The following is an 18,079-nucleotide window of genomic DNA, read 5'->3' on the forward strand; positions in this document are numbered from 1 at the left end:
AAGGCACAGGGGAATAATAAAACACCTGACCAACCTACGAATACGAAGCGATCGCGCTTTAACCAGTCGTCTAGTACGTCAAACCACCCTCTTGACGGGGCGCGTCCAACTGCTATGGTCATGAGAAAGAATCTCCAAAAATTTATAAGTACGGATTTTGTCTGTTTATGGGTGGCTATGACATGACCTTCCATAAACAGAAGTATAACCAAATTGTCAACCTAGTTTACAATTTTTTACGGTCTCTAATCATAATAAGTGCTTTTCTCTAATTTTTCCAGTGTTATAAAAAAAAAGGCTGAAAACCCTTGAGGTTAAGTTTTTCCGCCATGTTCCAAAACTTAACCGTGCTTTAGGCAAGGGGACGGGAGTTGCTTCAAGCCGGGAGACCTGTCCAACCCACTGCCTCAGCAATACAACTACCTCGCCCGCTGGGGGAAAGTAACGCTTGAGGAGAGAACCACCTCGCTTGTGAGACACCGCAAGTGATCTAGTCTAAGTGGACTCGTTGAACCAAGAATCCCCCCACCTTTAGGTAGGGAATGTCAATGAAGATAAATTTTGATCTTGGTCATGGGTAATGGATAATATTATTCCCAATCCCCAATCACCAATCCCCAATCACCAATAACGCTAGAATTATTCCTACAGTCAGTGAAATGTGATTAATTCTAAATGTTTACCATCGATTTAAGCATCAGAAATACTGCTTTCCCGATCTCAGTACAACGTAAGTCTGCTGAAGATGCTGAAGCTGTTTATCAGCTGATTTTGGCAGCAATGCGTACTGGCAACCCTGATCTTGTTGAACTCAAGTGCGAAGGCAAAACTGAGAAAAAAATTGCTGTCCGTGCTAGTGAAATTTCGGGAGTCCAAATTTCGCAGAAAGATGGTGCAGCTAGTAGCAGTGGTAAACCTCCGGGCTTTGCTGCTTTCACTATGGCTGAATAAACCAAGGTATAAAAATGACGGTAGTAGGCATTGAAGTTAATAATTTGAACTTCTTTTGGCCTAGTGGGGAGCAAGTAATTAAATCTTGCTCTCTCAAAGTCCCTAAAGGTGAATTTTGGATGCTTTTGGGGACTAATGGCAGTGGGAAGTCAACTCTTTTAAGGTTAATAGCTGGTTTATTAGCTCCCCAGTCTGGGGAAATTGGTATTTCTCCTCCTGTGGGTTTTGTGTTCCAAAATCCTGATCATCAATTAGTTATGCCCACTGTTGGCGCTGATGTGGCTTTTGGATTGGTGGAGGAAAAACTACCTCCTGCTATGGTAAAAGCTAGGGTAGAGGAGGCTTTAGACGCAGTAAATTTACTATCTTTACAACGCAGACCTATTTATGCGCTTTCTGGTGGACAAAAACAGCGTGTGGCTATTGCTGGGGCGATCGCTCGTCACTGTGAAGTTTTATTATTAGATGAACCCACGGCTTTATTAGATCCAGATAGTCAATTAGATTTAGTAGCTAGTGTGCGTCGTTTGGTAAAAAATCGCGGTATTACAGCTTTGTGGGTGACACACCGTTTGGATGAATTAAATTATTGTGATGGCGCGTTTTTATTAGAAAGAGGTGTTTTAGTTGACGCTGGTGAAGCTGAACGCCTAAAACAGCGATTAATGACAATAGATGGGGAATCTTTGTGAAATAGGTGACAGGTGACAGTTGATAGACAAGAGATATGAAGAAATTTCTTATCTTTTGCCTTCTGTTACCTGTTCCCTTAAATATAACTTAAATATAAGAATTATTTATTTTGAGATAAAAAACTGTTATAACTCGGATTTTTAGTTGCTTTTCCCAAGTATTGCTCTCTGTCAGAGGGTGTATTTTCATTATGGGAGGCATTTTTTATTTTCTGTAACATGATGTTACAAGCTATACTTCAATTACTATAAGTCTTATGAATGATTTTTGTTAACTCTAGATAATTGTGATTAAAAACCATGCCCCGTTCTATCATCCCATCCATTTTGTTAGTGGATGGTTACAACATTATAGGCGCTTGGCCTTGCTTGAAAAAAACTCGTGATGATGCTGGACTAGAGGCAGCACGCGGTGAATTAGTGGAAGCTATAACTAATTATAGCGCGTTTCAAGGATATGAAACTCAAATTATCTTTGATGCCCAATATCAAAATGCTGCTGGTAGTCGAGAAATGATTACAGAATTCCTCACAGTGCATTACACAGACTTTGGACAGACCGCAGATACTTACATTGAAAAAGCTTGTGCGGGTTTACGTCACCAAATCGCCCAATGTTTAATTTCTCGCGTCATTGTTGCCACATCAGACCGAGCGCAGCAGTTGATGGTTCAGGGGTATGGTGCCCAATGGTTATCAGCACATCAATTATGCGGTGAAGTGGAAGCTACGGTTTGTCGGATGCGTCATAGATATCAACCCAAGAAACAACCCAAAGGCAGATTTTTAGCTAATGCTATTGATGATCAGGCTAGACAGAAGTTAGCACAATTAAGAATGGGACTTTAATTTACGATTGGCAAAAATGTCTGAACTCCTTACCGGGAGTGGCTTTAGCCTGGAATCAATTATATAGCAAGAGTCAGGAGTGAAACCCTTTTGTAGTCAGAGTTTCATGATTAATTGATGTCCTGACTACTCTGTGTACGGCTATATGTACCAGCAGTATAAAAACAACATCGAAAATTAAATAAAAAAATAAATAAAAAAAATTTTGCCAAAGCAGTTGACATCATCTGATTTTCAGTCTAATATAGTAATCGTTGCGAGCGTTCCTCAGTAGCTCAGCGGTAGAGCGATCGACTGTTAATCGATTGGTCGCTGGTTCGAATCCGGCCTGGGGAGTTCAATAAATAGAGGATAAAGCATGAAGGAAGAAAACGCAAATTTCAATCTTCATGCTTTTGATTTTGAGAAATTTTGGTCACTTGAACCAGAGGTGATATTTCTCAATCATGGCTCTTTTGGTGCTTGTCCAAAAGCGGTTTTGGAAGTTCAGCAAAGATTACGTCAACAACTAGAAGCTGAACCTGTGCGGTTTTTTGGTCGAGACTGGGAAATATTAATAGATCATGCTAGAAGCAAATTAGCAAAGTTTGTTGGTAGTGATGTTGAAGATTTGGTATTTGTGCCGAATGCAACCACTGGGGTAAATGCTGTACTCAGGTCATTGAGTTTTGCACCAGCAGACGAAATTCTCACCACTAACCATGAATATAACGCTTGCAGAAATGCCTTAGATTTTGTTGCGAGTCGCACAGGTGCGCGGGTGGTGGTGGCTAAAATTCCTTTTCCTATTGCTTCACCGCAAGAAGTGGTGACAGCAGTGATGGAACAGGTTTCACCAAGAACAAAATTAGCACTGTTAGATCATGTTACTAGCCAAACGGCGTTAATTTTTCCTATTCAAGAGTTAGTTAAGCAGTTGCAAGCACAGGGAGTAAATACCCTGGTTGATGGTTCTCATGCACCGGGGATGATTCCTTTAAATTTAGTGGAAATTGGCGCAACTTATTATGTAGGTAATTGTCATAAATGGTTATGTGCGCCCAAGGGTGCAGGTTTTTTATATGTGCAAAGGGATCAACAAACAAAAATCCGCCCTTTAACAATTAGTCATGGTGCAAATTCTCCCCGCACTGATAAAAGTCGCTTTCAATTGGAATTTGACTGGATGGGTACGGATGATCCTACTGCTTATATGTGCGTACCGGAAGCAATTGATTTTATGGATTCCCTGTTACCTGGTGGGTGGATAGAATTAATGCAGCGTAATCACCAGATGGTTTTAGCAGCAAGAAAGTTACTTTGTGAAGTGTTGGAAGTTGCACCAGTTTGTCCAGAAGAAATGATTGGTTCAATGGCAGTTTTACCAATTTATGGAAAGTTGGCAGATTGGGATTTTATGTTTTTCCATGATCAGTTATTGGATAGATTTGGAATTGAAGTACCTGTGATACCTTGGGAGGGAAATCCGCGTTTGTTGATCCGAGTTTCTGCACAGATTTATAATCAACTTCAGCATTATGAGGATTTGGGGAAGGTGTTAAAAGATTTGTTGGATTAATGGATAGATCCCCGACTTCTTGAAGAAATCAGGGATCTGGGTGATTAGGTATGGAAAATCACCGTTACCAAAGGCAGAAATGCTAATAGAAAAATATGCCAAGATTGTAATGGCATTTCTGAATTTGGTTCTGTTGGTGTTAACAAAGCGTCTATTCTTTGTTCTAACCTATCAACCGCAGAAGAACCTAAAGCTGCACAGCAAACTTCTGATGTTAGGGTTTGGTTACTCACCACTAACAATAAAGATTCAGCTAAAATTAGGGGATCTACTTGGGAAGCTGCATAACTATCAGCCCTTAATTCTCGCAACATTAATAATTCTTGCCAAAGTGCTTCTGTATTGGGCAACCAGGAGGTACAAGAACGCACCCAGCCGAGCCAAAAAAACCAGAATGTATCCCTATACTGGTAATGTCCTTGTTCGTGTGCGAGGACGCTTTCTAGGTGTTCTGGGGAGAGAGTTTCTAGTAATCCTTGACTGACTACTAATTCTGGTTGCCAAAATCCCATTTGACCGGCAAATAAAGCCTTTGTTTCTAGGATTCGGACTTGTTTACCTGCTAGATTGATTTGTGGACATTCACAGGCAGATTTTACAGATTTCCAACCTTGAAAAGCCTGTTTAATTCCTAAAATGTTGAAAATAGCGAGAAAAATTAAGGACAGGAGATAGCTAAAAGAACCTGTAGACATTCCCCCCATTTTACCCTGTGTACCCATGCAAAACACAGCGGTGACAGTCATGAAGATGAGTAAGGGAGGAAAGAGGAATAAAAATAGAGTTTTTCGCCATCTTAAATGCCAATTTCCTGCGGGGATGTGGGCATAATGTCGTAAACTGTAGGCGATCGCTACAGCAATTAAAATCATGAGTAGGTGCATAATGTGATTTGTCTCCTATTTTTCTCCCCTGGCTTGACGTGCAGCTTGAATGCGTTTGGCGATCGCTTCTATTTGTTCACTAGCTGCTTCATCTAAACTATCAGCAAAGGCGGCAACTACATCAGGATTACCTACTGCTAAAAATCGCTGTAGTTGCTCATGGGCTTTAATCATCTCTGCTTGTTGTTTTGTTAGCAGTGGCCGCCAATAAAAGGCTTTTCCTTGTTTATCGCAAGCTAACCAACCTTTTTCCGTGAGACGACGTAAAACGGTGGTGACAGATGTATAAGCTAGTTCGCGGTTAGGATCGGCAAGGATGCGATCGTGTACATCTTTGACTGTAGCTGAACCAAGTTCCCAGACAATGCTGAGAATTTCTGCTTCCAAAGGACCGACGGATAATTGCTTAGGACGGTAATCTGGTAATGGAGCCATGTTGATGGTTTGAGCGATGAAGTTGTTTATATTTCCAGGTTACAGTTTGATTGTCGGTTTGCCACTCTTAAAAATATCAACTTAAACATTCTCAACTGGCTTTAACTTAAACTTAAGTTAGGTCACGTCAGGTAAATAAAGCAATGACACAGACACAAGTTGCAGTATCTTTATATGAGCAAGATTATTTACTGTGGATTGAAGATACAGTCAATAAGTTACGGAGTAGGGATATTGAGGGGTTAGATTTTGAGAATCTGATTGAGGAGATAGAGAGTTTGGGGCGATCGCAAAAACACGAACTTGAAAACCGGCTAGGAGAACTTCTTGAACATCTTCTCAAGCGGACTTATGTAAATATGCCTGATTGTTATCGTGGTTGGGTAGAATCCATTGATAAGCAAAGGGTATCTCTGAAGCGATTACTCAAACAAGCACCGAGTTTAAAGCCCTATTTTCACGAAGTTTTTGATGAAGTTTACGAAGATACTCTCAAAATTGTGCGTCGGGGTTATCCGCAGTGCGAGTTTCCTGATACATGGCTATTTAGTCCTGATCTTGAAGCGATGCTGAATGTGGATTTTTGGGAAGATTAAAAATGAGAAATCCTCATATAGACAATCTCGAGTTTTTTCTATCTTGAAGGACGGTTAAGTTTTTCTGCCACCCTCCAAAACTCAACCTCAAGGGTTTTCAGCCCATTTTCTTATAAAGATCGAGATTTGAAGATAGCCAGTGAGTGACATCAAGTGGGTAGAATATAACCGCAGTAGTATAGAGCAGGTATATCTAGCCCGTGAAGATATTTGTATATCATACTCCAGAATTAACCCCAACTGAGGCAACGCCAGAATGCGCGATCGCTGTTGATGTTTTGCGAGCCACTAGCACAATAGCGACAGTGTTAGCGGCTGGAGGCGAGGCGGTGCAAGTTTTTAGTGATTTAGATCAACTCATGGCAGTGAGTGAACAATGGCCTGCCGAAAAACGATTACGGGCTGGAGAAAGAGGCGGCGCAAAAGTGTCTGGCTTTGAGTTGGGTAACTCGCCCCTAGATTGCACAGCAGAATTAGTACAAGGGCGACGCTTGTTTATCAGTACCACTAATGGTACTCGTGCCTTACAGCGCATTCAACAAGCTCCTATTGTCCTTGCAGCAGCTTTAATTAATCGGTCTGCGGTGGTGAAATTTCTCTTAGAAAAACAACCAGAAACCATTTGGATCGTTGGTTCAGGTTGGGAAGGTAGTTTTTCTTTAGAGGATACTGTTTGTGCAGGTGCGATCGCTCATAGTATTTGGCAACAAACCGATTCTTCCCTGGAAGAAATAGCTGGGAATGATGAAGTTACCAGTGCGATCGCTCTTTATTCACAATGGCAAAATGACTTACTGGGATTATTCCATCAAGCTAGTCACGGTAAGCGATTATTACGCCTGGAATGTTTAGAAGATTTAAAATATTGCTCCCAAACCGATATTTTAGATGTTTTACCAATGCAACACGAAGCAGGTGTTTTAAAAAGTCAGAATCAGTAAGGAGGCAGGAGTTATGTATTTTGGATTTTGGATTTTGGATTTTGGATTGTTTTTGTAGTCTCCAATCTAAAATCTAAAATCTAAAATCTAAAATCTATCTCCCTATCTCCCTTACTTAATAGCTGATAAAGGCACACCTAACCAACCTAAAAAGTTCTCTTGCTGAGTAGTATCAGGATCTTCTACTGGACGTAATTGATATTTATGAGGATGTTGTGGTGCTAAGGTGATGGAATAGTTACGCAGTTCGTCTTGGTGGAAAACAGTGATATTGATAGTATCGTTGGGTTGGTAATCTTTTAACCGTTCACTTAACTGATTTTTTCCTACCTTAATACCATCAATTGCCAATAATTCATCACCTGCATTAATTCCTGCTGTGTATGCAGGAGAACCCATCTCGACAAATTTAATTATTTCCTGTCCATGTTCAGTTTTGATTCTCACACCTAAATATGGTTCTGTCTCTAATTCTTCTACCAATTTTAAACCAAAAGGTTCTAAATATTGATTGAATGGTAACTCATCCAATCCATGAATATAGCGATCAAAGAAATCCGTTAAATCAGTGCCGGAGACAGTTTCAATTACCTCCTTTAATTGTTCTGGAGTATAACCAATTTCTTCTTTACCAAATTGCTGCCACATTTTCCGCATCACATCATCAAAAGACAATTGATTATGATGAAGAGAGCGAATTAACAAATCCAGCAATAGTGATACCATTTCCCCTTTTAAATAATAGGAAATTTGCGAATTACCACTATTAGCATCTTGACGATATAGCTTAATCCAAGCATCAAAACTAGATTCAGCAAGTGGTTGTACTTTCCTTCCTGGCGTTTTCAGATATTTGGTAATTTCTTCATTGACATGATGAAAGTATGATTTAATATCATAAATTCCTGCCCGGAAAGGAATTACTAAATCATAGTAACTTGTAGTACCTTCACAAAACCAGAGAGAATCAGTATAATTTTCTTGATCGTAATCAAAAACTTCTAACCCTTTGGGACGGATTCTTTTAACATTCCACAGATGAAAAAACTCGTGGGCTACTAATTGGGTAAAACGTTCATATTTATCTTGAATATGAAATCCAAACCGGTGATAAATTAATGAACATGAGTTTTTATGTTCTAATCCGCCATAAGCCTGATCAAATAAATGCAGTATAAACAAATATCTTTGATAGGGCAAACCACCAAACATTTGTGCTTCAAATTCAATGATTTTATGGAAATCTTCTAGCAGTTTTTGCGGTTTGTAGTTTCCTTTTCCCCAAATTGCTAACTCATGAGGTTTTCCTAATACATGAAAGTGAAACAAATCATGATTACCAATTTCAAATGGAGTATCAACAAGAGTATCAAAATCTGCTGCTAGGAAGGTATTGGCTTCTTCTGTAACTGCTGGTAAACCTGTGGTTACTTGCCATTCTGGGTGTGGTGGGACGATGGTAATATGAATTGGTTTTTCTTCCCAACCGGGGATTCTTAAAAACAGCGCCGCACCGTTAAAATAACCATGAGTAGCATCTAAATGATTTGTGCGTACTGATAATTCATTGGCAAAAACGCGATAACGCAGGATGACTTCAGCAGCATCACCTTTTTCTATCTGCCAGTGATTTTTACTGATTTTTCGCCAGAATAAGGGTTCTGAGCCGGCAAAGGCAGCAAAATCTTGTAAATTCTTAGCGTATTCTCGCACTAAGTATGAACCTGGTGTCCATACTGGCATTTTCAAGTCAAGAATTGGTAATGGGTAGTTTACAAGGTGTAATGTTACCTCAAACAGATGATTTTCTGGTTGGGGCATTGCTACCCAATAGTGAATTAATACATTAGTATGGGGTAATTGATTGTTACTAAGAATTACTGTTGAATTATTCATTTGCTATTTCGACGGAGTTTGTAACTGCTTAAATAAAAAGTTTTTAATCACTAATTACTATAGTCATTCTCTTTATTGAACCATCTCAAAATAGCAAGTCTTGTTAAAACAAGTCTCTTCAAAATAGATTATACATGAGTTAATTATTTTTTTTATGACAGTTCGTGAATTGTCACTCAATATTTTGGACTATTTCTATAATTTAGATACCATATTCTAATATAACTATACAAATTTTGGTTAGTATTAGTAACTTAAATATCCATCAGTAATCACTATTTACTTAATTGATTTATTTATATGTTTTTTTTTACACTTGACATCAATTCAATAATAATTAGGGGTTGCTGAGAAAGTCTTTCCGTGAGGGCATAGGAGTCAGGAGTCAGGAGTCAGGAGGAGATTTGAAAATTTCTTTGCCATCTCTTGAAATCCCAAAAAATGCACACTTTTTCCGGTATACCCTTCAAAACCCTTGCACTAATTTCTGTGTTTATCAGCCTCTAACCTTTGATATATCAAGGTTTTAGGTTTATTCAGCCAACCCTAATTAAAACTTATTAGTTAAAATCTCTAGCTGTTTGAGGTTAATAAATTGACACTTCCTGCGCGTTTACGTGCGGGGATTCTTGGTTCGGTGAGTCTACTTAGACTAGATCCCTTGCGGTGTCTCACCCAGAGGTGGTTCTCTCCCTAAGCGTTACTTTCCCCCTGTCCGGGGGTAGTTGCGTTACCGCAAATTTTTTTCATAAGTCTTTAATATACCTAAAAATCTGTAATGATAGGCTTTGTATATGGGAATGACACCAACTACACTTACAGTCCACTATATATTCTTTCGTAAAGTCATCCTGGCAGGAATGATGTGAGACCCAATTTTTTGATAAATCTAAAGAATGCAGGTGCATAAAAAAACACATTAAATGCAAGAAAATTTATTGACACACTCAAGATGCAGGAAATGGGGTATAATAGACAACAAAAACCTATATCCTCTGCCTTATGCCGAATCAAGATTTCACCCCAAAGTTGCGAAATTTTATGCAGCGTGTAGGTATCTCTAGTTTTAAATCTTTGAGTGACGCTGCTGGTGTTTCCGAGTGGCAAATCTTGTGTTTAAGACGGGGAAAGCTGGAGCAAATACGGGTAGAGGTTTTGCTGAAGCTATCAAAAATCCTACAGATATCACTGGGTGAAATAGTAGCAGCGTTTTCAACTGCAAGTTCTGATTCCCAAGTTGTAGGTTTTGCAGTCACAACTCACAATTTAGGTACGGATGAACAATTATTACAAGAAATTACTGATTTGAAAAGAGAGTATGAACGAATCGTGCTGATGCTGGAACAACAGCGAGAGGTGTTACAGCAAGAGTTTCAGCAGTCGAGTTTACAAATTTTGGAATCTTTATTGTTGTTTTGGCCTACAGCAGCACAGAAAGCAAAGGATAATCCCCAGCTAGAAGCGGTTAAAATACTACCTGTGGTGCAAAAGCCTCTGGAAAAATTATTGCAAGCTTGGGAAGTGGAAGCGATCGCCTCTGTGGGAGCCGAAATACCTTATGATCCCCAATGGCATGAATTATTGCAGGGAACAGCCCAACTAGGCGAAAAAGTCAAAGTGTGTTATGTTGGATACCGTCAAGGTGATAAGCTGCTTTATCGAGCTAAGGTAAATCCTGTGTAATGATCAATTCTCTGAATCAGTTGTGTAAAATAAATCTTATAGTTAGGAGTTCCCCCGAACCATTTGTTAAATTAGCATAAAACAAAATATGTAATATCAACTATTGATTTGTAGAGAATAAATTTCTAGCTAAAAGCCGATGTCTATCAGTGCAAATTTGACAATTTTTTATAAATTTTTTATTAGAAAATTATATTTTTTTATTCAAAATTTTATATTGCATAAGCTATTTAAAGTAAGTAAATATTTCTATTTTTCTGATGATTATTTGAGGAAAATTTATTATATTGGTATATACTAGCTACAAGAGAACACCATTGATATCAATCAGAGTAACCTAATTATGAGTCAGCAGGTGAAAGTTCTTACACTTAAAAAAAATTTAAATGCTGAAACTGCATCAGAATTTCAGCAAGATATTGCCCAAATTTTAGAAAGTGGTGTAAAGGGTGTAAAGATTGTCTTAGTTGATTGTCAAAATATTACATTTCTGGATAGTTCTGGTTTAGGCTCTCTAATATTAGCTTTTAAAACCCTACGAGATGCTGACATTAAAATGGTTCTCTGCTCGGTGAATGATCAAGTGAGGATGATATTTGAATTAACCAGTATAAATAAAGTTTTGGAAATTTTTCCTAGCCAAGATGCTTTTCATCAAGTCTTACTAGCTACAAGTTAATCAAATTTAATTTGCAGAATAGATAAATCATCATCAAAGGATTCTTTGGAGTTTAAATTGATTAAATATTTCAGTATATAATCAAGTTGGTAATCAACCGAATGTTGTAAGCTAACTAGCAACTGAACAAATCCATCCAGACTCCAAAGATTACCATCTGATTTAGTAATTTCATAAGCGCCATCGCTAAAAATGTAAAGACTACTGCATTTTTCAATTTGGTAAGTTTCATCCACATATTTTGCTTCAGGAAACATCCCAACTGGCATTCCTGGCGTTTTTAAGAGTTTTATTTCTGTGGTACTGCGAGATTTTCCAGATACTAATACTGCGGGTGGATGTCCAGCACTTGCATAAATTAGCTGGCGATTGATGCGGTTGTATACACCATACCAAATAGTAAAATATTTATCATTTTGGTAGTTAATCTGAAAAGTGTCATTTAAAGCTTTTAACACCTGACTAGGCTGATAATAATTAAGTTCTTTGAGCGCACGGGAACGAAGCAGATTGAGTACAGATACAGAGGGAAGAGTTGCTCTGAGTCCATGTCCAGCAGTATCTAATAAATAAATTGCCAAATGATCAGCATCTAACCAATAATAATCAAAGCAATCTCCTCCTAGTTGTCGTGAGGGAATGAATCGAGAACTAACAGTCAGAGGTGTAGACATGGGTAAGGGTAAAAGGGATTTGACATATTCTGCTGCTTCTGCTAGTTCTGTTTCTAACAATAGCTTTTGGGTTTGTAAATCCCGATTTAACTGATGTAGACGTAATCCGGCTCTGACTCTGGCTTGCAGTTCATTTTGTTCAATAGGTTTGGAAATAAAATCATCAGCACCAGCATCTAGTCCTTTGACGCGATCTGCAACTGAATCTAAAGATGTTAATAAAATAAAAAATGTGGAGGATAATTTAGGGTCTTTCTTGATGCGATCGCAGACTTCTAATCCAGATAAACCTGGCATGATCCAATCACAAATGATTAGGGCTGGAGGACAAGCCAAAGCTTGTAAAATCCCTTCTTGACCATTATTAGCAGTGATTACTTGATAACCTTGTTTTTCTAACATCCTTTTAAGAAGGATCTGGATTGAATAGTCATCATCAATTACTAAAATCTGAAACATAATAAATCGTGTATACAATTAATATTATACCCAGGAATACAAATTAAAATACAAGATGAAAGTGATAAACAAATGGTTAGTAGTATGATGTCTCAAAACTACTAACTTTGGTTTTAAAAAATCATTTTTAATGATCCATTTACTTATTACTTAGGGGTTGCTGAGAAAGTCTTTCCGTGAGGGCATAGGAGTCAGGAGTCAGGAGTCAGGAGTCAGGAGTCAGGAGGAGATTTGAAAATTTCTTTGCCATCTCTTGAAATCCCAAAAAATGCACACTTTCTCCGGTATACCCTTCAAAACCCTTGCACTAATTTCTGTGTTTATCAGCCTCTAACCTTTGATATATCAAGGTTTTAGGTTTATTCAGCAAACCCTACTTACTAAGATTCTGATATCATCACATACAGCATATTTCAGTTAATAGCAGTACAGAATTGAAATCAAAGTAAGTATTAATCGTTGTGTATTCCTGACTCCTGGGGTATTATGAAGATGCCAGAGGATTGAGCCATAACAGCATGACTTTTTTTAACTGGTGTATATCACGATATACTTCTTGTTTAAACCATTGTCCTAAAGCATCAAGAGGAGTAAAAGAATTTCCAGCTTGCCAATTAATATCTTGACCTAATGGTGTGGTATGATTTCCTGGTAAGGTTTGTACTGTCACCATTTCTGGAAAACGTTTTTGTAATATTTTTGTTAAAATTACTGATTGATCAAGATTATCATTGCTAAATTTGATTAAAAAATTACGGCGAATTTGATAACTTTCTTCTACAAGTTGGTTAGTTTCTAAGGGTGTGGGAGTAAACTCAATCGCCAAAGTAGAATTTAATTGTTCTACTAGAGGAATGGCATCTTTAGCAGTGTAATTGTTAAATGATATGAGAATATTACCTGCCCTTTCTACTGGGAAAAGACTACCAATCAGTAAATGCAGTTTGCAACCCATACTGTGTCCAATACCATAAATTGGTAGGTACAGCTTGCGTAATTCACCGGAATAGTGTAATCGTTCTAGAGTGCGTTCAAAGTTCAGCAGTACAGATTCGGCGATCGCCTGATGATCTAAGGTGTTGACAAAAGGTGTAGCAACCACCACATAACCTTTAGCTGCCAACTGTTCTAGTAACCAGCGGTAAGTCAGGTGGGGTGCGGTAGCGACAAATGCACCCCCCAAAAAATGGATGATCCCGATGGGATGACGGGGAATAATTACCCAGTTGCCTCTAATTTCTTTCCAGTCCATATCAATGTGCAATACCTACGCTAAATCCACGCTGCCGCGTGCTTCATATTCTTTAATATTACTCTGTTCCTGCCAGAGAAGATTAACAAAATTTTTGCAAGGGAGTAATCTGCTGGAAATAAGCTGTTGGACATTTAACTTCCATATTATCTAAAATTAAAACTCTTGTGGGGTGGGCATCCTGCCCGCCCTGGTTGTGTAAATTAAAGGTTTAAGCTGTTGTGCATTTAATTTGTATAAGTGGAACAGGCATCTTGCCTGTTAAACAAGAGTTCAGAACATTAGGGTTATACAATTTAGCTGTGTAACAGCTTATCAGCTTAGAAATAAGTACCCAGGCAAAATTAATTTAACATATTGATAGAAAACAAAAATGTCTATATTCCTGATCTGTTCCCTCTCCTAACTATAAAATTTATTTTGCCCAACTACTTATTTTTTGATTTGGAAGTTTTTTAACCCTGCTCCTGTAACCTTCGCATTTCATATTGCACATCTAAAGCAATCTGCAATGCTTCATTTAATAATCGTCCATGTTCTGTTGCTTGTTCAGTCACTTGGATAGCAGTTAAAGCAGCTAAATTACTAGCAAATAAATCAGCATTACTCAGGATGAAATTCTTATTTTCTCGCAAAATTCTTTCTGTCTTCAAAGCACGTACTAAATCTAATTTAGTGAAATTTAAAGCTTGAATAACTCGTTCTCTGTGCGTGATACCTACCTCTGGATTACCTGCTTCTTCTATTTGATCATTAATATATATAGCTTTAATCACTGCATTATATCTTTCCACATCATTAAGTAAATTTTGCAAAGAATTAGTCATATTTTTTTTGAGTAATTTGCTTTTACTCCTCCAAAGAAAATATAAGATAGTTTGGCTTAAACCCCCACTCCAGACACTAAATAAAATTAGTAATATCCAAGAGGGAATGGTAATCCAACTGGCAAATATTTTGATCATAACATCAAATACCAGATATGAAAAAACCAAAGTTGAACAACCGATAAAAATTACCGTAGCTCCTTCAGAACCTTTGATTTTTGCGATTAACATTTTTTGCCAATGATTGAGATAATTAGTAATGATAAACAACTCATTATGAACAGGTAAATTAGTCAATTTTTCCAACTCTTGATGACTAATTTCCAAACCTCTTAAATCATCACGCACAGCTTTCCCAACCTCATGGAAATAGTAATTTACTCTAATATAGCAATGAAAATTCCGAAATGGTAAGTGAAATGATATAGCAGGAAAAGGAATAAGCATTCAGCCGTCAGCTATCAGCTATTAGCAAAACTCACCAAAAATATAAATATTAGCCTGTGAATTTTGCCGAATCATGATTTCTGAATAAGCGTGAATAAATAAAAACCCGAAAAAATCAAAATAAATATAATAGTAGTAGCATAAACTATGACATCTTTGAGAATAAATAATATCCAATCTTTCCTCAGTTCTTGTTTAAATTTCAGTTCCCTTAACTTGCGTTCAAGTTCCACATCTTCTTTAGTAGATATATTCATCAAACTACTGGTATCTACATCATCAAGTATTTCTGCTGGAAAGCGTGTTGCTGCTGGAGTTGCAAAAGTTTCCAAAAAATTGTTTAATTGCTGATTTACCTCAGTTGTCACAATTGGTAGACTATACTGATTGAGCTTCCTGAGTTCTTTTTTGATCAGCTTTTTCACAATTTTAACTATTAATGCTTCTAAAGCTTCTAAATTTTTATCCGCCATCTGATTGAAAATTAAATATTTTCTAGGTAAGTATTCAGCATTCAGTAATCAGTAATAAGCTATTATTTAGGATTTATGAGTATTGTTAACGAGGAATTAGGAATTAAAAATCCTTGCAAATTAGCCTCAAGAGCAGTTTTAGCTGACTGCTGAGTGCTGATAGCTGAATGCTTACTTTTCTAGTATCACCTTTAAAGTGTAGTTTAACTGAATGTCAAACAACTGAAGTTAGGGCTACAGTGAGAGCAAAAAGGTAAAAATGGTGATTATGGTTATTATAGTTGTCCTGATTAATATCATGATCTCAATAATGCTGCTTTACATAGCTCGATTGCTATGGCAACTTAAACACAAGCTAGGAATCATAGCAGACAGGTTAAACAGCTATGAACACGCTCTCCATACCGTATTATATACAGCACCAGCAAATATTTATACAGGACAACAGCAAATTTATGAATTATGGCAAAAACACCAAAACCTGAAATTGCAAATTCAACAGGTGCAACAAATTCTTAACCTCGTATTACTAGGGAGAAACATTTGGCAGAGGTATAAAAAGTATAAATTATAAACTTCACCGTGAGTTTCGACAGCTTCAACTACTGCTTGCTCCATGACTCCCTATTGCCAGAACATCAAACCAGCATAAAATGAGTGTAATGGATATAAAAGATTAACCATAAAAATGTCTAATAATCGTTCGGGAATATTTATAGGCGGTATGATGCTAGGAGCTACCATTGGTGCTTTAGCAGGATTACTCGCTGCACCCCGCCCGGGGAGAGAAACGCGGAAACTTTTGAAAAAATCAGCAGATGCCTTACCAGAGTTGGCAGAAGATATATCAACCAGCGTACAGATTCAAGCTGATCGACTTTCTGCCACTGCATTGCAAAACTGGGATGATACCCTAGAGAGACTACGGGAAGCGATCGCAGCCGGAGTAGAAGCCACACAACGCGAAAGCCAAGCCCTAAACAGGCCAAACCCTGCTGAACCTAAAAACACTGATTCTCTCACCCAGAATCTATAACGCTCACAAATAGCATAACCGTGATTCACCCTCTGTTTTGGCTGGGACTGTCTATACTCTTAGTCGCTGCTAGTCTCACCGCTGTTTTAGTAGCGGCCATACCCGCTGTGCAGGAGTTAGCACGCGCAGCCCGTAGTGCCGAAAAATTTTTTGATACCCTCTCAAGAGAGTTACCCCCCACTCTCAAAGCCATTCGTAATACCAGTTTAGAAATAACAGACTTAACCGATGATGTGAGTGAAGGTGTCAAAAGTGCCGGTCAAGTCGTGAAACAAGTAGATCAAAGTTTGAATAGTGCCAAAAAACAAGCTCAAAATATTCAAGTCAGCACACGCAGCCTCGTAGTTGGTGTTAAAGCAGCCTGGAAAACCTTCACACGCCAAAAACCTGCCAGACGTAACCCCGAACGCTTATCCATTCCTGACAAACCAGAGTTAACTTTGCCAGAGCGAGAATTGCTAAGTTCGGAAAATAGAAGAATAGTTGATAGGTGACTGGGGACTGGTGACTGGTGACTGGTGACTGGTGACTGGTGACTGGTGACTGGGCATTGGGCATTGGGCATTGGGCATTGGGCATTGGGTTATTAACTTCCCCCTGCTTCCTGCTCCCCTGCCTCCTTCCTGCCTCCTTCCTGCCTCCTGACAACTGACCTTAAATTAGAGTAAAGTAAACAAGTGTAAAGAAGTATCACTTTTCTCGTAATCTTTAAAAAGCACTTGTTTACCTTTGCCCTTAATATTTGTATAAAAAATTCCATGCAGCGTTGTTTTTGGCGAAAAATTTTAGTATCCATTGCAGTATTTTGCTTTGCTGGGTCAATTTGGGCGATTCATTCACCATCAGCCTTAGCTTATGAAAATCCTGACTTACTACCGGACACATTTACCCCAGTTGTCGATTTAGCAAAGACTCTCCCAGACCCCCAAGAAGAAAAACTTGTCAAAGACTTAGAACAATTTGAAACGGATACAGGCTGGAAATTGCGAGTATTAACCCAGTATGACCGCACCCCAGGCAGGGCAGTGATCAAATATTGGGGTTTGGATGACAAAAGCATTCTTTTAGTTGCAGATGCTCGCGGTGGTAATATTCTTAGTTTTAGTGTGGGTGATGCGGTTTATGAACTTTTACCCCGCACATTTTGGATTGAACTACAAACCCGGTTTGGTAACTTGTACTTTGTCAGGGAAAACGGCGAAGATCAAGCAATTCTACAGGCTTTAGATTCAGTAAAAGGTTGTTTACTCAAAGGTGGTTGTAACGTCGTTCCTGGACTACCAAGAGAACAATGGATACTCACCCTGATTACATCAGCTATTGGTGGTGTGATTTGTGGCTTTGCGGCTCAACCCCGCGATGATAAACAAGTCTTTGCTTGGCAGTGGGCGTTAATTTTTTCACCTTTGTGGGGAATTTTGTTTATTGCCTTCGGTATTGCCCCAGTTATTACCCGTACCAGCGATTGGATTCCTCTAGTTCGTAATATTTCCGCTTTTTTAATAGGTCTGTTAGTCGCCTATCTCTCTCCTGTTTTCAGTCGTCCTTCTTCCAGTGCTGAGTCTTGAGTGACTAGGGACTGGGGACTGGTGACTGGTGACTGGGGACTGGTGACTGGGGACTGGTGACTGGTGACTGGGGACTGGTGACTGGGGACTGGTGACTGGGGAAGATTTTTAAATATTACCAATTACCAATTACCAATTACCAATTACCAATTACCAATTACCAATTACCAATTCCCTCC

Annotated in this window: 20 protein-coding genes, 1 tRNA gene and 1 pseudogene; 13 read left to right on the top strand and 9 right to left on the bottom strand. The window is 38.5% G+C overall.

The window, feature by feature from the left end:
- Positions 1-122, bottom strand: a pseudogene (locus H5968_RS15050) (photosystem II D2 protein (photosystem q(a) protein)); the annotation flags it as partial.
- 553 nt (positions 123-675) lie between these two features.
- On the opposite strand from H5968_RS15050, the gene H5968_RS15055 reads away from it, so the two are divergent.
- From H5968_RS15055 to H5968_RS15075, 5 genes are all read left to right on the top strand, one after another.
- Positions 676-951 (top strand): hypothetical protein, encoded by a 276-nt coding sequence (locus tag H5968_RS15055; RefSeq protein ID WP_096567746.1) that lies wholly within the window; start codon positions 676-678, stop codon positions 949-951.
- A 14-nt stretch (positions 952-965) separates the two neighbouring features.
- The gene (locus H5968_RS15060; RefSeq protein ID WP_187040604.1) at positions 966-1,643 is read left to right on the top strand and encodes an ABC transporter ATP-binding protein; all 678 of its coding nucleotides are present in this window, start codon (positions 966-968) and stop codon (positions 1,641-1,643) included.
- 300 nt (positions 1,644-1,943) lie between these two features.
- Entirely contained in the window at positions 1,944-2,492 is a 549-nt protein-coding gene (locus tag H5968_RS15065; protein WP_096567750.1) for an NYN domain-containing protein, read from the top strand.
- A 264-nt stretch (positions 2,493-2,756) separates the two neighbouring features.
- A tRNA-Asn gene (locus H5968_RS15070) sits at positions 2,757-2,828 on the top strand.
- 22 nt (positions 2,829-2,850) lie between these two features.
- A complete protein-coding gene (locus tag H5968_RS15075) occupies positions 2,851-4,050 on the top strand; it encodes an aminotransferase class V-fold PLP-dependent enzyme (RefSeq protein WP_187040605.1) in 1,200 nt (399 codons plus the stop codon).
- 44 nt (positions 4,051-4,094) lie between these two features.
- Here the strand turns inward: H5968_RS15075 and H5968_RS15080 are convergent, their stop codons facing one another.
- Together H5968_RS15080 and H5968_RS15085 are read right to left on the bottom strand one after the other, a co-directional pair.
- Positions 4,095-4,934, bottom strand: coding sequence for a M56 family metallopeptidase (locus H5968_RS15080; protein WP_096567754.1), 840 nt, complete (start codon positions 4,932-4,934; stop codon positions 4,095-4,097).
- Between the two features lie 15 nt (positions 4,935-4,949).
- Positions 4,950-5,369 carry a BlaI/MecI/CopY family transcriptional regulator gene (locus H5968_RS15085; RefSeq protein WP_096567756.1) on the bottom strand — a complete coding sequence of 140 codons (420 nt, stop codon included), beginning with the start codon at positions 5,367-5,369 and terminating at the stop codon, positions 4,950-4,952.
- 143 nt (positions 5,370-5,512) lie between these two features.
- On the opposite strand from H5968_RS15085, the gene H5968_RS15090 reads away from it, so the two are divergent.
- Positions 5,513-5,965: a DUF29 domain-containing protein gene (locus H5968_RS15090; protein WP_187040606.1), complete on the top strand. Its 453-nt coding sequence runs from the start codon at positions 5,513-5,515 to the stop codon at positions 5,963-5,965.
- A gap of 200 nt (positions 5,966-6,165) precedes the next feature.
- Complete coding sequence (locus tag H5968_RS15095; protein ID WP_096567764.1) at positions 6,166-6,906, top strand: 2-phosphosulfolactate phosphatase family protein; 741 nt, start codon at positions 6,166-6,168, stop codon at positions 6,904-6,906.
- A 111-nt stretch (positions 6,907-7,017) separates the two neighbouring features.
- On the opposite strand, the gene H5968_RS15100 is transcribed toward H5968_RS15095, so the two are convergent.
- The gene (locus tag H5968_RS15100) at positions 7,018-8,802 is read right to left on the bottom strand and encodes a M61 family metallopeptidase (RefSeq protein WP_187040607.1); all 1,785 of its coding nucleotides are present in this window, start codon (positions 8,800-8,802) and stop codon (positions 7,018-7,020) included.
- A gap of 1,002 nt (positions 8,803-9,804) precedes the next feature.
- On the opposite strand from H5968_RS15100, the gene H5968_RS15105 reads away from it, so the two are divergent.
- Both H5968_RS15105 and H5968_RS15110 read left to right on the top strand, forming a co-directional pair.
- Positions 9,805-10,485: a helix-turn-helix domain-containing protein gene (locus H5968_RS15105; protein WP_187040608.1), complete on the top strand. Its 681-nt coding sequence runs from the start codon at positions 9,805-9,807 to the stop codon at positions 10,483-10,485.
- Between the two features lie 343 nt (positions 10,486-10,828).
- Positions 10,829-11,164, top strand: a complete 336-nt coding sequence (locus tag H5968_RS15110; RefSeq protein WP_187040609.1) for an STAS domain-containing protein — start codon at positions 10,829-10,831, stop codon at positions 11,162-11,164.
- Here H5968_RS15110 and H5968_RS15115 read toward each other — a convergent pair.
- The 4 genes from H5968_RS15115 to H5968_RS15130 all read right to left on the bottom strand — a co-directional run bounded on the left by H5968_RS15115 (position 11,161) and on the right by H5968_RS15130 (position 15,296).
- Complete coding sequence (locus tag H5968_RS15115; RefSeq protein ID WP_187040610.1) at positions 11,161-12,297, bottom strand: PP2C family protein-serine/threonine phosphatase; 1,137 nt, start codon at positions 12,295-12,297, stop codon at positions 11,161-11,163. The genes H5968_RS15110 and H5968_RS15115 overlap by 4 nt on opposite strands.
- Before the next feature lie 484 nt (positions 12,298-12,781).
- Positions 12,782-13,549, bottom strand: coding sequence for a DUF1350 family protein (locus tag H5968_RS15120; RefSeq protein ID WP_187040611.1), 768 nt, complete (start codon positions 13,547-13,549; stop codon positions 12,782-12,784).
- 455 nt (positions 13,550-14,004) lie between these two features.
- Positions 14,005-14,724 (bottom strand): hypothetical protein, encoded by a 720-nt coding sequence (locus H5968_RS15125; RefSeq protein WP_137666596.1) that lies wholly within the window; start codon positions 14,722-14,724, stop codon positions 14,005-14,007.
- A 170-nt stretch (positions 14,725-14,894) separates the two neighbouring features.
- Complete coding sequence (locus H5968_RS15130; protein WP_187040612.1) at positions 14,895-15,296, bottom strand: hypothetical protein; 402 nt, start codon at positions 15,294-15,296, stop codon at positions 14,895-14,897.
- Positions 15,297-15,555: 259 nt separating this feature from the next.
- Here H5968_RS15130 and H5968_RS15135 point away from each other — a divergent pair, with 259 nt between their 5' ends.
- The 4 genes from H5968_RS15135 to H5968_RS15150 all read left to right on the top strand — a co-directional run bounded on the left by H5968_RS15135 (position 15,556) and on the right by H5968_RS15150 (position 17,900).
- The gene (locus H5968_RS15135) at positions 15,556-15,870 is read left to right on the top strand and encodes a hypothetical protein (protein WP_334310632.1); all 315 of its coding nucleotides are present in this window, start codon (positions 15,556-15,558) and stop codon (positions 15,868-15,870) included.
- A 114-nt stretch (positions 15,871-15,984) separates the two neighbouring features.
- A complete protein-coding gene (locus tag H5968_RS15140) occupies positions 15,985-16,332 on the top strand; it encodes a YtxH domain-containing protein (RefSeq protein ID WP_096567777.1) in 348 nt (115 codons plus the stop codon).
- Between the two features lie 20 nt (positions 16,333-16,352).
- The gene (locus H5968_RS15145) at positions 16,353-16,826 is read left to right on the top strand and encodes a hypothetical protein (protein ID WP_187040613.1); all 474 of its coding nucleotides are present in this window, start codon (positions 16,353-16,355) and stop codon (positions 16,824-16,826) included.
- Between the two features lie 264 nt (positions 16,827-17,090).
- Positions 17,091-17,900 carry a TPM domain-containing protein gene (locus H5968_RS15150; protein WP_096567781.1) on the top strand — a complete coding sequence of 270 codons (810 nt, stop codon included), beginning with the start codon at positions 17,091-17,093 and terminating at the stop codon, positions 17,898-17,900.
- Here H5968_RS15150 and H5968_RS15155 read toward each other — a convergent pair.
- A complete protein-coding gene (locus tag H5968_RS15155; RefSeq protein WP_187040614.1) occupies positions 17,852-18,022 on the bottom strand; it encodes a hypothetical protein in 171 nt (56 codons plus the stop codon). The two genes, H5968_RS15150 and H5968_RS15155, sit on opposite strands and share 49 nt — an antisense overlap.
- Positions 18,023-18,079: the final 57 nt, after the last annotated feature.

The sequence above is a fragment of the Sphaerospermopsis sp. LEGE 00249 genome (assembly GCF_014299995.1).
GTDB lineage: Bacteria > Cyanobacteriota > Cyanobacteriia > Cyanobacteriales > Nostocaceae > Sphaerospermopsis > Sphaerospermopsis kisseleviana.

What these genes read in the sequence shown, in the direction of transcription:
- H5968_RS15150 (WP_096567781.1), top strand. Translation starts at nt 17,091, where the DNA reads ATGCAGCGTTGTTTTTGGCGAAAAATTTTAGTATCCATTGCAGTATTT.
- H5968_RS15100 (WP_187040607.1), bottom strand. Translation starts at nt 8,802, where the DNA reads ATGAATAATTCAACAGTAATTCTTAGTAACAATCAATTACCCCATACT.
- H5968_RS15065 (WP_096567750.1), top strand. Translation starts at nt 1,944, where the DNA reads ATGCCCCGTTCTATCATCCCATCCATTTTGTTAGTGGATGGTTACAAC.
- H5968_RS15055 (WP_096567746.1), top strand. Translation starts at nt 676, where the DNA reads ATGTTTACCATCGATTTAAGCATCAGAAATACTGCTTTCCCGATCTCA.
- H5968_RS15075 (WP_187040605.1), top strand. Translation starts at nt 2,851, where the DNA reads ATGAAGGAAGAAAACGCAAATTTCAATCTTCATGCTTTTGATTTTGAG.
- H5968_RS15140 (WP_096567777.1), top strand. Translation starts at nt 15,985, where the DNA reads ATGTCTAATAATCGTTCGGGAATATTTATAGGCGGTATGATGCTAGGA.
- H5968_RS15090 (WP_187040606.1), top strand. Translation starts at nt 5,513, where the DNA reads ATGACACAGACACAAGTTGCAGTATCTTTATATGAGCAAGATTATTTA.
- H5968_RS15080 (WP_096567754.1), bottom strand. Translation starts at nt 4,934, where the DNA reads ATGCACCTACTCATGATTTTAATTGCTGTAGCGATCGCCTACAGTTTA.
- H5968_RS15110 (WP_187040609.1), top strand. Translation starts at nt 10,829, where the DNA reads ATGAGTCAGCAGGTGAAAGTTCTTACACTTAAAAAAAATTTAAATGCT.
- H5968_RS15060 (WP_187040604.1), top strand. Translation starts at nt 966, where the DNA reads ATGACGGTAGTAGGCATTGAAGTTAATAATTTGAACTTCTTTTGGCCT.
- H5968_RS15115 (WP_187040610.1), bottom strand. Translation starts at nt 12,297, where the DNA reads ATGTTTCAGATTTTAGTAATTGATGATGACTATTCAATCCAGATCCTT.
- H5968_RS15120 (WP_187040611.1), bottom strand. Translation starts at nt 13,549, where the DNA reads ATGGACTGGAAAGAAATTAGAGGCAACTGGGTAATTATTCCCCGTCAT.
- H5968_RS15135 (WP_334310632.1), top strand. Translation starts at nt 15,556, where the DNA reads ATGGTGATTATGGTTATTATAGTTGTCCTGATTAATATCATGATCTCA.
- H5968_RS15085 (WP_096567756.1), bottom strand. Translation starts at nt 5,369, where the DNA reads ATGGCTCCATTACCAGATTACCGTCCTAAGCAATTATCCGTCGGTCCT.
- H5968_RS15105 (WP_187040608.1), top strand. Translation starts at nt 9,805, where the DNA reads ATGCCGAATCAAGATTTCACCCCAAAGTTGCGAAATTTTATGCAGCGT.
- H5968_RS15130 (WP_187040612.1), bottom strand. Translation starts at nt 15,296, where the DNA reads ATGGCGGATAAAAATTTAGAAGCTTTAGAAGCATTAATAGTTAAAATT.